This window comes from Alcaligenes sp. Marseille-Q7550 (genome assembly GCF_965112015.1).
This window is the reverse complement of sequence record NZ_CBCOPU010000001.1, coordinates 177063-191247: the sequence shown is the minus strand read 5'-3', so window position 1 is coordinate 191247 and position 14185 is coordinate 177063. Positions and strand designations below refer to the sequence as shown.

Genomic DNA, 14185 nt, shown 5'->3' with positions numbered 1-14185 from the left:
AAGCCGCCAATACCGTGTGGGTCATTGATTCGGAGCAGATCGCCGAGCAGACCCGGGGCGGCGTGCCGCTGAAGGAAATGCTGGGTCAGTTGATTCCTGGCCTGGACATGGGCGGGCAATCGCGCACCAATGCCGGCCAATACCTGCGCGGCCGTCCCACGCAAGTCATGATAGACGGCATCTCCCTGAACGGCTCGCGCCAGCTCAGCCGCCAGTTCGACTCCATCGACCCCTTCAATATCGAGCGTATCGAGGTCTTGTCCGGCGCAACCGCCATCCACGGCGGCAACGCGACCGGCGGAATCATCAACATCATCACCAAGCGAGCAGAGCCCGGAGCGGCCAGTTTTGTTTCGGAGGTCGGGGTACGCAGCGGCCTGCGCGCCGGCGACGACCTGAACGCCACCTTGTCCCAATCGGTGCAGGGCGGCACCGATACCGTCCAGGCACGGCTGGCCCTGTCCTTGAGCCGCAACGGCGGCGCCTACGACAGCCGCGGCGACCGGGTGCTGCCCGACATCACCCAGACCGATCTGCAGTGGAACCGCTCGGTGGATCTGATGGGCGCGCTGAACGTAGATCTTCAAGACGCCGGCGAGCTGCGGCTGCTGGCCCAGTACTACGACTCCGGATTCCAGCCCGGCAAAGCCCTGTGGCTGCGACCCGGCACCGACGGCAGCATCCTGACCCCGTCCGAACTGGACATACGCAGCGGCTTCGACTCCGACTACAAGCCGCACACCGAACGCCAGATCCTGGCCGCCGACTACGTCAAGGGCGGCATTCTGGGCGGACAGGACTTGTACCTGAAGGCCTACGTGCGCAACGAGTCCATGCGTTTCTATCCCTATCCCGATTCGGACGCCAATCCGCTGGCGCCAGGCGCCCGCATCTACAACTGGAGCGTGTCCACCCAGGACACGCGCACTTTCGGCCTGAAGGCCATGCTGAACAAAGACTGGGAGCGCATCAGTCTGAACTACGGCCTGGACTACGACCATGAAACCTTCAAGGCCGACCAGACCATGTTCGACATCGCCAAGGCCATGAACAGCGGCGGCCTGGTATTTGACAAGACCAGCACCCTGAAGCGCTATCCCGGTTTCCGCAACCATATCCTGGGAGCCTTCGCGCAGGCCGATGCGCGCCTGAACGACAGGCTGAGCCTGAGCGCAGGCGTACGCCGCCAGCACGTACGCGTGCGGGTGGACGACTCTGTCCAAGCCGTCGAGCAGCGTCTGATGGCGGGCGGCGACGGCCAGGCCGCCGACCCCATTCCAGGCGGACGCAACAGCTACGGCACGACCTTGTTCAATGCCGGCCTGCTGTACAAGCTGACGCCCGCTCAGCAACTGTGGGCCAATTACTCCGAAGGCTTCGAGCTGGCCGACCCGGCCAAATACTACGGCACCGGGGCCAGCTACACCCTGGTCGGCAACCATTGGACGCTGGGCCGGCATCTCAGCGTGGAAGGCTCCACCATGTCAGCCATCAAGACCCGTTCGGCCGAGATAGGCTGGCGCTACAACGACGGCCCCCTGTCCGCCCAGGTAGCCTTGTTCCACTCGCAATCGGACAAATCCATCGTCCTGGACCGCAAAACGCTGAACATTTCCCTGATGGACACCAAGGTGCGCAACTACGGCCTGGAAGGCCAACTGGATCTGCGCCTGGGCGATGGCTGGAGCACCGGGGCCAGCTTGCTGCTGATCCGCAACGAAGAGCTGAAGGACGGCGACTGGCAGCGGCGCGGCGTCTACTACTCCAGCCCCTCCAAAGTCACCGCCTATGTCGGCAAGCAAAGCGGAAACTGGGCCGTTCGCGCCCAGCTTGCCCATTCCATGAAGCTGCGCAGCGACATCCCCAGCGTAGGCGGCGGCCAGCAGCAGGAATCCCTGCCCAGCCTGACGCTGGTCGATTTGCTGGGACGTTACCGCTTCGACCACAGCGCCCAGGCCAAGGGCACATTGTCCCTGGGCGTGCAGAACCTGTTCAACAAATCCTACGAGACGCGCTGGAGTCAGCAGGCCAAGCTGATCTACAGCGGCATTATCGCCCCCGGCGTGCTGGACTTCCGCGGCCAGGGACGCACTTACGCCCTGACCTACACCCTGGAATATTAAAAGGAGCGACATTCATGCCTTCACGTTGGACTCTGGCCATGCTGGCCCTCGGCTGCACGCTGGCCGCCCCTTTGCAAGCCCAGCGCCTGTGCGCCCCCGACACACCGCCCTTGCAGAACCAGGTCGGACCCGGGGTCTATGAACTGGCCTACAGCCCCAGCCAACAGGCGGTCTATGCGGCAGTGGCGGGCGGCTTCAAAGACGATGCGCCGCCCAGCAGCGTGGTGCGCCTGGACGCTGCGACCCTGCAAGAGCAGTCCCGCCTGCTCTTGCCTTATCGGGCCTTCGGGCTGGCCCTGGATGATGAAAAAGGGCGCTTATACGTGGGCCACTCTCTGCAGGGACGCATCAGCGTGGTGGATACGGCACGCAATCGGCGGCTGCACACCGTGCAGCTGAGCCGTCCGCGTCCGGACGGCAAGCGCTATGAGCACGATTTGCGCGGCTTGATCCTGGACAAGGCCAACAGCCAGTTGTTCGTGCCCGGCCTGTCGGCCGGCGACAGTGTTCTGTTCGTGCTGGACAGCGACACTCTCGTTCTGAAGAAAACCATTCCCAATCTGGGCATGTATCCGACCGGCTTGGCGCTGGATGAAGCTGGCCAGCGCCTGTTCGTCTCGACCATGGCGGGCGAGATCGCCGTGGTGGACGTCCGGACCCTGCGTGTACTGGGTCGATGGACCCTGACCGGGGTGCACCAGCCGGTCAACCTGGCCTATCACCAAGGGCGCCTGTATGTGGCCGATCAAGGCCTGGAGTCCATCACGCCGTGGCAGCAGCGCCTGCTGCCCAAGCGCGACTGGTCCGGATCGCGCCAACAGGTCCTGATGCTGGACCCGGACAATGGCCAGGTACTGGCTGCACAGGCCGCGCGGGGTCATCCGCTGGCACTGGCCGTCGACGCGGCAGCGGGCCTGCTGTACGTGACCGAGCGCAGCGACGGGCGCGTGGCAGCCTATACCCTGGACGGGCTGCGTCCCGTTGCCGCCGGCTTGACCGGCAAGCTGGCCAACAGCCTGGCGCTGGATGCCGCGCACAGCCGGGTCTACGGGTCTGTAAAAAATCCCGGCAAAAGCGAACAGCGCAGCGGCGAGTCCGTAGCGCTGGCCTGCCTCGAGCCTTGGACGGCCGTCGCTCAGAACGGGAAATAAAACAGGAACTTGGCCAGCACCACGATCAGCAGCACGTGCACGAAGACGCTGCGATGAATCAGGCGGGAGCGGCGCCCCGTCATGGCGCCGCGCCGGCTCAGGACCATGACGGTGACGAAATGGCCGAACACGCTGAGCGCCAGGACGATCTTGGCGCCCAGCAGCCAGGCGGGGCCGCCGCCCGCCTCGAACAGGGCGCGATGCTGCCAGGCCAGGCCCAGGCCGGCGCCGTACAGGACCAGCAGGACCCAGGGGACGATGCGGCGCGCACGCCGGCCCAGTTCCTGCTCCACCGCGCGCATGGCCGGCTGGGGCACGCGGCGGGCGATGGGCGAGAGCATCAGCACTTCGAAGAACACGGTGCCGATGAAGAACAGGGCGGCCAGCAAGTGCGCCAGGAGCAGGGCCAGGTAAGTCATGGAGGAAGCAGGCAGGGCGGATGATGAACTAACGATACACCAGGTCCCGCGCCCAGAGGCTGACTTCCGGCACATAGCTGATCACCATCAAACAGGCCACCACCACCAGCACGAAAGGCACCAGGGGCCTGACCAGTCTTTCCAGCGAGATGCCGGCCACGGCGCAGGCGGCGAACAGGTTCACGCCGAAGGGCGGGGTGACCATGCCCAGCGCCAGGTTGACCTACCATGCTGACGCCGAAATGCGCCGGATCGAGGCCGAAATGCAGGGCGACCGGCAGCAGCAGGGGGGCCAGCACCACGATGGAGGCGGAGGTCTCCACGAACATGCCGATGAGGAACAGGGCGGCGTTGACGCCCAGCAGAAAAGTGAAGGGGCTGTGGAAAATCTCGCCCAGCCAGGCCCCCAGGGCGGCCGGTATGCCGGCGCGGTTGAGCAGGAAGCCGAACACCCCGGCGTTGGCAATGATGAACATGATGACGGCGGTGGACACCACCGAGCGGTGCAACACCTTGGAGAGATCGCGCAAGGTCAGGCTGCGATAGACGAACAGGGCGACCGCCAAAGCGTACATGACGGCCACGGCCGAGGCTTCCGTCGGCGTGAAGATGCCGCCGTAGATGCCGCCCAGGATGATCACCGGCATCAGCAGGGCCAGCCAGGCCTGGCGCAGGGCGACCCCGAAGCCCAGGCGGCCCTGGCCATCCTGCAGGCCCAGGCCGTGGCGGCGCGCGTACAGCCACACGTACACCATCAGGGCGCCGCCGATCAGCAGCCCCGGCCCCAGGCCGGCCACGAACAGTTCGCCCACGGAGGTGTCGGTGGACACGGCGAACAGAATCATGGGGATGGACGGCGGAATGATGACGCCCAGCTCCGCGGCCGAGGCCTGCAGGGACGCGGCGAAAGGGCGCGGATAGCCGTGGCGCACCATGGCCGGGATCAGGATGCCTCCCGCGGCGAAGGTCGTGGCCTCGCTGGAGCCGGCCACCGCCGCGAAGATCATGCAGGTCAGCACGCAGCTGCAGGCCAGCCCGCCCTGGACGCCGCCCACCACGCTCCCGGCGCACTCCACCATGCCGGCCGAGATGCCGCCCGCCTCCATCAGGTCGCCGGCCAGGATGAAGAAGGGCACCGCCACCAGGGGATACTTGTCCAGCGCCGCATACAACTGCTGGGCGATGACCAGGAAGGTCATGCGGCCTTCCCAGGCCACCCCGGCCATATTGGCCAGTCCCACCGCGATGGCCACGGGCACGGTCAGCACGAAGAACAGCAGCATGGACAAGAGCATGATCTGGGGCACGGTGCCTTCTCCGCTTCAGGCTAGAGCTGGGTATCGTCCACGACGGCGGGCGCCGGGTTCTCGATCCAGCGCGCCAGCAGGCCCAGCATGGCCAGCACGGCGCCAATCGGGATGGCGATGTACACCCAGGAGATGGACCATTCCAGACTGGGCATGGTCTGGAAACGCACCCGCCAGCTCATCTGCCCACCCACCCAGGCCAGCAGGCCGAAGAACGCCAGGCAGATCAGCAGCACCACGCCGTCCAGCCAGCGCTGCGAGCGGGTGCCCAGCCACAGGCGCGCAACGTCCACGCTGAGCATGGCGCCCTGGCGCAAGGCCAGGCACAGGCCCAGCATCACGGTCCAGATCAAGGCGGCACGCGACCAGGCCTCGCTCCAGTCGGCGGGCGACTGGAGCACGAAACGGGCGATGACCTGGTAGAAGGCCGCCAGCACGGCCGACAGCAGCAAGGCCTGCGCCAGCCACGACACGACGCGGAACAGCCCCCGGTCCAGGACGGACAGCATGGCCTTCATGGCGCTTACTGCGTCTGGCGGATGGCCTCGACCAGTTCCTGGCCGAACTGCTTGTAGTACTGTGGATAGACGGGCTCGACCGCCTTGGCGAAGGCGGCATGGTCCACCGTATTGACCTGCATGCCTTCGGCCTTCACGGCGTCCACGCCGGATTTCTCGATGTCGTCCACGTAGGCGCGCATGGCCTGGGCGGCCGCCAGGCCCGCCTCCTTGAACTGCTGCTTGTCCGCGTCGGACAGGCCGTCATAGGCGGCCGGCGACATCAGCACCAGGGCCGGGCCGTACACGTGCGCCGTCAGGGACAGATACTTCTGCAATTGCGGCAGCTTGGCCGACACGATCACGGACAGCGGATTCTCCTGGCCGTCGATGGTGCCCTGCTGCAGGGCGGTGGCCACCTCCGGCCAGGCCATGGGCGTGGCCAGGATGCCCATCTGGCGGAAGGCGGCGATGTGGATGGGATTTTCCGTGGTGCGGATCTTCAGGCCCTTGGCGTCGGCCGGCGTATTGACCGGACGCACATTGTTGGTCAGGTGCCGGAAGCCCTGCTCGCCCCAGGCCAGCGCCACGATGCCGCGCTTGGGAAATTCCGCCAGCATGTCCTGGCCGATCTTGCCGTCCAGCACATGGCGGGCGTGATCCAGGTCGCGGAACAGGAAGGGGATGTCGAACACGCCGGTCTTGGGCACGAAGTTCAGGGTGGCGCCCGTGGACACGATGGCCAGATCTATGGTGCCCAGCTGCAGGCCTTCGATGACCTCGCGCTCGCCGCCCAGGGCGCTGTTGGGGAAGGCTTCGATCTTGTACTGGCCGCCTTTTTCCAGGGTTTGCGCCAGGGCCTTGGCGCCTGCTCCGTAGTTGGAGCTGGTGGACAGGGCGTAGGCCAGCTTCAGGGTGGTCTGCGCCCCCGCCGTGGCCGCCATGGTCAGGCCCAGTGTCAGGGCCGCGGCCAGAAGGCCGTTCTTCATCCGCTTGCACAGCATGACTTCCCCTCCTGTCTGAATGGATCAGATGTATTTAAATCTCAGGCTCTACAGGGCGACATTGGGGTTTCTACGCCCGTGCGCGCCCGAACCGGCTTATTCTTCCACGTACCAGTTGTCCTCGGACAGCATCACCTGCTGGTGCCCGTAGCCGGCCGGCATCATGGGGAAGCAGTTCTCCAGGGCCAGCACTTCCACGTTCAGGAAGAACGGCCCGTCATGGGCCAGGCAGCGCTCCAGCGCGGCGTCCAACTGGTCAGGCTGGGCCACCCGTTCGGCCTGCCAGCCAAACGAGCGCGCCAGGGCCACGAAGTCCGGCAGCGCCTCGTTGTAGCTGTGGCTGTAGCGTCCGTCGTGGATCAGTTCCTGCCACTGGCGCACCATGCCCATGTGACGGTTGTTGCACAGGATGACCTTGACCGGGGCGCGGTGCTGCACGGCGGTGGCCAGTTCCTGGATGTTCATCAGCACGGAAGCGTCGCCGCTGACGCACACCACCAGCTTGTCCGGATGAGCGATCTGCGCGCCCAGGGCGGCGGGCAAGCCGTAGCCCATGGTGCCGGCTCCGCCCGAGGTCAGCCAGCGGCGCGGCCGGTTGAAGTGGATGTACTGCGCGGCCCACATCTGGTGCTGGCCCACGTCGGTGGACACGATGGCGTCGCGCCCCTCCAGCTGCACATCCAGGCGCTGCAGCAGGTGTTGCGGCAGGCTGGCGTCGGTCTGCGGCGTGACCTTCAGGCATTCCTGGGCGCGCCAGACGCCGATGCGCTGCCACCAGTCATCCAGCCGTCCCGCGGGCAGGTCATGGGCCGAAAGCTCTTTGCGCAGGGCGCGCAACAGGGGGTAGCAGTCGCCCACCAAGGCCACGTCGGCGCGCACCACCTTGTCGATGGAACCGGGGTCTATGTCGATGTGGATCTTGCTGGCGTGCGGGCAGAAGTCCGACAGGCGGCCGGTGATGCGATCGTCGAAACGCGCGCCCACGCAGATGATGAGGTCCGCATGGTGCATGGCCAGGTTGGCCTCCAGCGTGCCGTGCATGCCCAGCATGACCAGGAACTGGCCGTCCCTGGCCGGATAGGCGCCCAGGCCCATCAGCGTCAGCGTGCAGGGCGCGCCGGTCTCCTGCACCAGGCTGGTGAAGGCGTGGCAGGCGTCGGCGCCCGAATTGATCAGGCCGCCACCGCCATAGAAGACCGGACGGCGGGCATGGGAAATCAGGGCGGCGGCGCGCTTGATGGCGGCCTCCTGTGCGGGAGCGGCCTGCGCGGCCGGGGGTTCGGCCTGGTCCGGCTCGGCGGCCTGGGCGGGCGCCGCGGCGATCTGGATGTCCTTGGGGAAGTCCAGCAGCACCGGGCCGGGGCGGCCCTGCGTGCACAGGCGCAGCGCCTTGGCCGCCAGCGCGGCCACGTCCTCGACGCGGCGCACCTGGGCGTTCCACTTGGTGACGGGGCGCGAGATGCCCACGGCGTCGCACTCCTGGAAGGCGGAGGTGCCGATGGCGGTGGTGGCGACCTGGCCGCTGATGCACAGCACGGGGATAGAATCGCACAAGGCGTCCAGCAGGCCCGAGGTGGTGTTGGCCATGCCGGGACCGGAAGTCACCAGGACCACGCCGGGCTTGCCGGTGCTGCGCGCGTAGCCTTCGGCCGCGTGCACGGCGGCCTGCTCGTGGCGCACCAGGATGTAGCGGATCCGCAGCTCGGTGTACAGGGCATCATACAGCGGTATCACCGCTCCGCCAGGATAGCCGAATATGGTATCCACCCCCTGGGCGATCAAGGTTTCGAGCAAGAGTTGCGCGCCGTTGCGAGCGGTCGGTTCGACTGACATGGTTACGTGGCCCTGCTTGTTTTGTAAGATAGAGATCGCCTTCCAGTTTATTCCTTTTTTACAGGCACATCCCTCATGGTCGCTCCACGCCAACCCTGGCACGTCGTCAAACCCTCGCAACTGCATGGCAACGGTGTGTTCGCCAACCGCGACATCCCCGCCGGCACCCGCATCCTGCAGTACGCCGGCAAGCGGCTGACGCCCGAGCAGGCCGATGCGCTGTTTCCCGTCAACCCGGACGATCCGTACCACACGTTCTTCTTTTCGCTGAGCAGCGGCAAGATCATCGACGGCGGGCAGGGCGGGAACGATTCGCGCTGGATCAACCACTCCTGCGCGCCCAACTGCGAAGGCCACGAGAACAGCGACGGCACGCGCGTCTACATCGTGGCCATGCGCGACATCCCCGCCGGAGAAGAACTGCTGTACGATTATTCCCTGGTCATCGATGACGAGATCACCGAAGAGCTGAAACAGAATTACCGCTGCCTGTGCGGCGCCCCCCAATGCCGGGGCACCATGATCGCCCCCCAGCCGGCCGACGAGCGCCGCCAGGCCGCCGCCGACGAACTGCGCCAGGCCGCCGCCGAACTGGAAGCCGAAATGGAGCATGCCCGCAACGCCCCTCTGGAAGAGGATGCGCCGGCCGGCGAAGATAAGAAGAAAGGCAAGAAGGACAAGAAATCCAAAAGAAAAAGGACGGCAAGAAGGACAAGAAAGCCGCCAAAAAAGACAAGAAGGACAAGAAAGAAAACAAGAAGAAGTAGGGCGCTTCGCGCCCGCCGGGTCCGCCCGGCCGCAACCCCGTCGCATGGCGGGGTTTTTTGGCTATCGCCAGTTCGCGGGGCAGAGATCGACTGGACGATAGCCAAGCCGGCCTTTGCAAAGACGCCGTTCAGGAAGTAGGCGGGCTCGTCTGGGCTGATGGCTTGCCGGTGCTGCGCACCGGTCCCCTTGCCGGCGAATCGCTCCGGGCGCGCCTTGAACTCGCCGCGTGGTTCGTACCGAACCACAAGCGTGCGGCTCAAACAGCAAGGCGCTTGCCTCCCGCCCCGACGCGCTGACAAGGACACCCGTGCGCAGCGCGGGCGAAGGACCCAGCCAAGCCGGCCCGCATGGCCCCCCTCAAGAAAACCGAGTCTTTCCCCTGCTTGGTCCAAAAAGACATTGCTCATATTGCAGCGCCCACGAACGTCGAGAAAGAACCTTTTTCGCCGTGCTCAGGACCTCACGCAGAGGCGTCCACCGGGGAAATCACCCAATGCCAGCGCGCCCCATGACCGCTAGCATGTAGCTTTGTCGCAAATCCCGAATCCATCCTCCATGGAACCACGCCTTCAAGAACCGCAGCAAGAACACCTGGTCACCCCGCCGGCGCCCCGCACCCGCATCCCTCTGCAGCTCGAAGACTGGGCCTCGGTCCTGATCATGGCCGCGCTGGCCCTGATCACCTTCGCCAACGTCATCGTGCGCTACCTGACCGACACTTCCTTTGCCTGGACCGAGGAAATCTCCATCTTCCTGCTCGTGGTGCTGACCATGAACGCCGGGGCCAGCGCCTTCGTGCGCCACCTGCACATCCGCATCGAAATCGTGGCCGACACCGGAGCCGAGCGCCGCCGGCGCCGCCTGGCCCTGTTCGGCATCGGCGTGACGCTGCTGTTCTTCATCGGCATGGCCGTCTTGTCGGGCCGCATGGCGCTGGACGAACTGGAGTGGGGCGACACCTCGCCCTCCATCGGCGTGCCCACCTGGTGGTACTCCATGTGGCTGCCCATCCTGTCCACCACCCTGAGCCTGCGCCTGCTGGGCATGTGGGTGCGCCGCTGGCGGGGCGAGCCATGATCGCCGCCGCACTCGCCGCCGCACTGTTCCTGATCTTCATCGCCCTGATGATCGTGGGCGTGCCCGTGGGCGTGGCCCTGGGCGCGGGCGGGGCCTTCGCCATCCTGATGTCCAACCTGGACACGCACTGGTTCGGCCTGATGGCCGTGCCCCAGAGCTTCTACGCCGGGCTGGCCAAGTACCCGCTGCTGGCCATCCCCATGTTCGTGCTGGTGGGCTCCATCTTCGACCGCTCCGGCGTGGCCAGCCGCCTGGTCAATTTCGCCATCGCCGTGGTGGGACGCGGGCCGGGCATGCTGCCGCTGGTGGCCATCGCCGTGGCCATGTTCCTGGGTGGCATCTCCGGTTCCGGGCCCGCCTGCGCGGCCGCCGTGGGCGCGGTGATGATAGGGGCCATGAAGCGCGCCGGCTATCCCAATCCCTTTTCCGCCAGCATCGTGGCCGCCGGGGCGGCCACCGACATCCTGATCCCGCCCTCGATCGCCTTCATCATCTATTCCGTGCTGGTGCCCGAGGCCTCCGTGCCGGCGCTGTTCGCCGCCGGCATGTTCCCCGGCATCCTGGCCGGCATAGGCCTGATCATCCCGGCGGTGTGGCTGTCGCGCCGCTACAAGCTGGGCACGGCCGAATCCCAACTGCCGCGCCCGCCGTTCTGGCGCAGCCTGCGCGAAGCGTCCTGGGGCCTGATCGCCCCGGTCATCATCCTGGGCGGCATGCGCATGGGCCTGTTCACGCCCACCGAGGCCGCGGTGGTGGCCGTGTTCTACGGTCTGTTCGTGGGCATGGCCGTCCATCGGACCATCAAGGTGCGCGACCTGTTCGACATCCTGCGCGAGGCCGCGGAACTGTCGGCCGTGATCATGATGGTGGTGGCGCTGGCCGGCATCTTCGCCTGGGCCCTGTCCACCCTGAGCATCGTCGATCCCCTGACCTCCGCCATCATCAACTCGGGTCTGGGCGAGTACGGCATCCTGGCGCTGATGATCGTCCTGCTGATCGTGCTGGGCATGTTCCTGGAATCGAACGCCGCCTACATCATGCTGGTGCCTCTGTTCGCGCCCCTGGCGCTGGCCTACGGCATAGACCCGCTGTACTTCGGCTTCCTGTTCGTGTTCAACCTGATCATCGGCATGATGACCCCGCCCGTGGGCGTGCTGTATTTCGTGGTCAGCGGCATCGGCAAGGTGCCGCTGGGAACCTTGATCCGGGATTCCTTCCCCTTTGTGCTGGTGCAGTGGGTCTCACCATGCTGCTGGTCATCGCACAACCCGAGATCGCCCTGTGGCTGCCGCGCCACCTGGGCTTCAACTAGAAGACTTCATCACCACTGATAAAAAAGGGAGACACGCCCCATGAAACTGCGACACATCCTGGCCGCCCTGGCCTGCACGGCCGCCACGCTGGCCGGCGCGCCCGCCGCGCAGGCGGCCTACAAGTCCGAATACAAATTGTCCATCGTGGTGGGCACCACCTTCCCCTGGGGACAGGGCGCGGTGATCTGGTCCGACCTGGTGCGCGAGCGCACCGACGGGCGCATCAACATCAAGATCTATCCCGGCACCTCGCTGGTGCAGGGCGACCAGACGCGCGAATTCACCGCCATCCGCCAGGGCCTGATCGACATGGCCGTGGGCTCCACCATCAACTGGTCGCCGCAGATCAAGCAGTTGAACCTGTTCTCGCTGCCCTTCCTGCAGCCGGACTCCAAGGCCACGGACGCGCTCATCCAGGGCGAGGTGGGCAAGGAACTGTTCGGCTACATCGAGAAGGCGGGGGTGGTGCCGCTGGCCTGGGGCGAGAACGGCTTTCGCCAGCTGAGCAATTCCAAGCATGAAGTCACCAAGCCCGAGGACATGAAGGGCCTGAAGCTGCGCGTGGTCGGCTCGCCGCTCTACATCGACACCTTCACCGCGCTGGGCGCCAACCCCACCCAGATGAGCTGGGCCGACGCCCAGCCCGCCCTGGCCAACAAGGCCGTGGACGGCCAGGAGAACCCGCTGTCCATCTACGCCGGCGCCAAGCTCTACGACGTGCAGCAGCAGTACCTGACGCTCTGGAACTACGTCTCCGATCCGCTGGTCTTCGTGGTCAACCGCGACGTCTGGAAGTCCTGGTCGCCCGAGGACCAGAAGATCGTGCGCGAAGCCGCCATCGAGGCCGGCAAGCGCGAGATCGAGATCGCCCGCAAAGGCATCACGGCCGAGGACCCCAGCCTGCTCAAGGAGATCGAAGGCCACGGCGTGACCATCACGCGCCTGACGCCCGAGCAGCACCAGGCCTTCGCGCAGGCCACCGCGCCCGTGGTCGAGAAATGGACCACGGACATAGGCGAGGACCTGGTGAAGAAGGCGCGCGAGGCCATCGCCCAGTCGCGCTGATGCCCATGGCGATCGGGCGGCGGCTCAGGCCCGCGCCCGGCTATATGTTTACGCCCGCGCCCGGCATAACCATGTGATCAGTCTGTCGTAGGGCGCGGGCGTCGAGCTTCCTAGAATGGATCCTTCCATTGCACTCCCGAAGGAAGCCGTCATGAAGCCCTATCTCGCACGCCGCCTGCTGGCCCTGTTCATCCTGACCGCCACCCAGGCCTGGGCGGCGGACGACGCCCCGCTGAAAGTCGGCGTGCGGGGCGGGGTGGACGAGCAGATCTGGGAAGTGGTCACCCAGGTGGCGGCCGAGCGCGGACTGAAGGTGCAGCCGGTGGTCATCACCGGCACCGCCAGCCCCAACGAGGCGCTGAACAACGGCGACCTGCACGCCAACGCCTTTCAGCACATCCCTTTCCTGAACGACCAGGTCAAGCAGCGCGGCTACCGCATCGTGCCGGTGGCCAACACCCTGATCTCGCCCATCGCCTTCTACTCGCGCCGGCACAAGGACATCAAGGATCTGCCCGAGGGCGCCAAGATCGGCATTCCCAACGACCCCAGCAACCAGACCCGCGCGCTGGTGGTGCTGCGCGACCACGGCCTGATCACCCTGCGGGACGGCGCGGACCCGCGCCAGGGCGCGGTGACGCTGGCCGACGTGGCGAGCAACCCGAAGAAGCTGGACTTCGTGGAGAGCACCTCCGTGGTGCTGGCCCGCTCCCTGCAGGACGTGGACGCCGCCGCCATCGTCAACAGCTTCGCCTACCAGGCCGGCCTGATCGCCACCCGCGACGGCATCGCCGTCGAGAAGGCCGAGGACAATCCCTATGTGAACATCATCGCGGTGCGCGAGCAGGACAAGGACGCGCCCTGGGTGCCCGAACTGGTCAAGGCCTACCACTCGCCCGCGGTCAAGGACTTCATCGAGAGCAAGTTCGAGGGCTCGGTGATTCCCGTCTTCGACTGAGAGCGCGTCCGCCATGTCCTCGCCCGCGCTCGACAAGTACCTGGCCGCCTTCCTGGAGACCCTGATCATGGTGGGAGTCTCCTCGGTGATCGCCATCGCGGCGGGGCTGCTCATCGCGCTTGTGCTGGCCATCACCGGCAAGGGCGGCATCCACCCCCTGCCGCGCTGCCACAAGGCGCTGTCGGTGCTGATCAACGCCTTCCGGGCCGTGCCCTTCATCATCCTGCTGATCGCCATGCTGCCGGTGACGCGCGCCCTGGTCGGCACCACGCTGGGCACCTGGGCGGCCATCGTGCCGCTGTCGGCCAACCTGATTCCCTTTTTCGCGCGCATCGCCCAGGTCAGCCTGAACGATGTGGACCCGGGCCTGATCGAGGCGGCGCGGGCCATGGGCTGCGAACGGCGCCACATCGTGCGCCACGTGCTGCTGCCCGAGGCGCTGCCGGGCATCATCGGCGGCATGACGGTCAGCGTCATCGCCATGATCAACGCCTCGGCCATGGCCGGCGCCGTGGGCGCGGGCGGCCTGGGAGACCTGGCCATACGCTACGGCTACGAGCGCTACGAGACCCGCGTCATGTTCGAGGTGATCGTGATCCTGATCGCGGTGGTGTCGCTGATCCAGTTCGCAGGCGAATGGCTCGCCCGGCGGGTGAACCACCGCTAGCAG

Annotated in this window: 12 protein-coding genes and 1 pseudogene; 8 read left to right on the top strand and 5 right to left on the bottom strand. The window is 66.3% G+C overall.

Annotated features, from left to right (window positions below; all coding sequences use genetic code 11):
- Window positions 1–14 precede the first annotated feature (14 nt).
- The gene (locus tag ACWPWO_RS00880; protein ID WP_454003684.1) at window positions 15–2123 is read left to right on the top strand and encodes a TonB-dependent receptor; all 2109 of its coding nucleotides are present in this window, start codon (window positions 15–17) and stop codon (window positions 2121–2123) included.
- 14 nt (window positions 2124–2137) lie between these two features.
- A complete protein-coding gene (locus ACWPWO_RS00875) occupies window positions 2138–3274 on the top strand; it encodes a YncE family protein (RefSeq protein ID WP_454003682.1) in 1137 nt (378 codons plus the stop codon).
- On the opposite strand, the gene ACWPWO_RS00870 is transcribed toward ACWPWO_RS00875, so the two are convergent.
- The 5 genes and pseudogenes from ACWPWO_RS00870 to ilvB form a co-directional block, all read right to left on the bottom strand.
- Complete coding sequence (locus ACWPWO_RS00870; protein WP_454003680.1) at window positions 3259–3693, bottom strand: CopD family copper resistance protein; 435 nt, start codon at window positions 3691–3693, stop codon at window positions 3259–3261. The genes ACWPWO_RS00875 and ACWPWO_RS00870 overlap by 16 nt on opposite strands.
- Before the next feature lie 28 nt (window positions 3694–3721).
- Window positions 3722–5000 (bottom strand): annotated as a pseudogene (locus tag ACWPWO_RS00865) (TRAP transporter large permease).
- A 20-nt stretch (window positions 5001–5020) separates the two neighbouring features.
- Complete coding sequence (locus ACWPWO_RS00860; RefSeq protein ID WP_454003678.1) at window positions 5021–5518, bottom strand: TRAP transporter small permease; 498 nt, start codon at window positions 5516–5518, stop codon at window positions 5021–5023.
- A 5-nt stretch (window positions 5519–5523) separates the two neighbouring features.
- Window positions 5524–6486, bottom strand: coding sequence for a TRAP transporter substrate-binding protein (locus ACWPWO_RS00855; protein ID WP_454006219.1), 963 nt, complete (start codon window positions 6484–6486; stop codon window positions 5524–5526).
- A gap of 111 nt (window positions 6487–6597) precedes the next feature.
- Window positions 6598–8334, bottom strand: a complete 1737-nt coding sequence (ilvB, locus tag ACWPWO_RS00850) for a biosynthetic-type acetolactate synthase large subunit (RefSeq protein ID WP_454003675.1) — start codon at window positions 8332–8334, stop codon at window positions 6598–6600.
- A 75-nt stretch (window positions 8335–8409) separates the two neighbouring features.
- Between ilvB and ACWPWO_RS00845 the strand changes: the two genes are divergently transcribed.
- The 6 genes from ACWPWO_RS00845 (at window position 8410) to ACWPWO_RS00820 (ending at window position 14182) form a co-directional block, all read left to right on the top strand.
- Window positions 8410–9240: an SET domain-containing protein gene (locus tag ACWPWO_RS00845; protein WP_454003673.1), complete on the top strand. Its 831-nt coding sequence runs from the start codon at window positions 8410–8412 to the stop codon at window positions 9238–9240.
- Window positions 9241–9657: 417 nt separating this feature from the next.
- The gene (locus ACWPWO_RS00840; RefSeq protein WP_454003671.1) at window positions 9658–10179 is read left to right on the top strand and encodes a TRAP transporter small permease; all 522 of its coding nucleotides are present in this window, start codon (window positions 9658–9660) and stop codon (window positions 10177–10179) included.
- Window positions 10176–11510, top strand: a complete 1335-nt coding sequence (locus tag ACWPWO_RS00835) for a TRAP transporter large permease (protein ID WP_454003669.1) — start codon at window positions 10176–10178, stop codon at window positions 11508–11510. The genes ACWPWO_RS00840 and ACWPWO_RS00835 overlap by 4 nt, the downstream gene beginning before the upstream one ends.
- A 21-nt stretch (window positions 11511–11531) precedes the next feature.
- A complete protein-coding gene (locus tag ACWPWO_RS00830) occupies window positions 11532–12557 on the top strand; it encodes a DctP family TRAP transporter solute-binding subunit (protein WP_454003668.1) in 1026 nt (341 codons plus the stop codon).
- 151 nt (window positions 12558–12708) lie between these two features.
- Window positions 12709–13515, top strand: coding sequence for a MetQ/NlpA family ABC transporter substrate-binding protein (locus tag ACWPWO_RS00825; RefSeq protein ID WP_454003666.1), 807 nt, complete (start codon window positions 12709–12711; stop codon window positions 13513–13515).
- Window positions 13516–13528: 13 nt separating this feature from the next.
- The gene (locus tag ACWPWO_RS00820) at window positions 13529–14182 is read left to right on the top strand and encodes a methionine ABC transporter permease (RefSeq protein ID WP_454003664.1); all 654 of its coding nucleotides are present in this window, start codon (window positions 13529–13531) and stop codon (window positions 14180–14182) included.
- Window positions 14183–14185 lie beyond the last annotated feature (3 nt).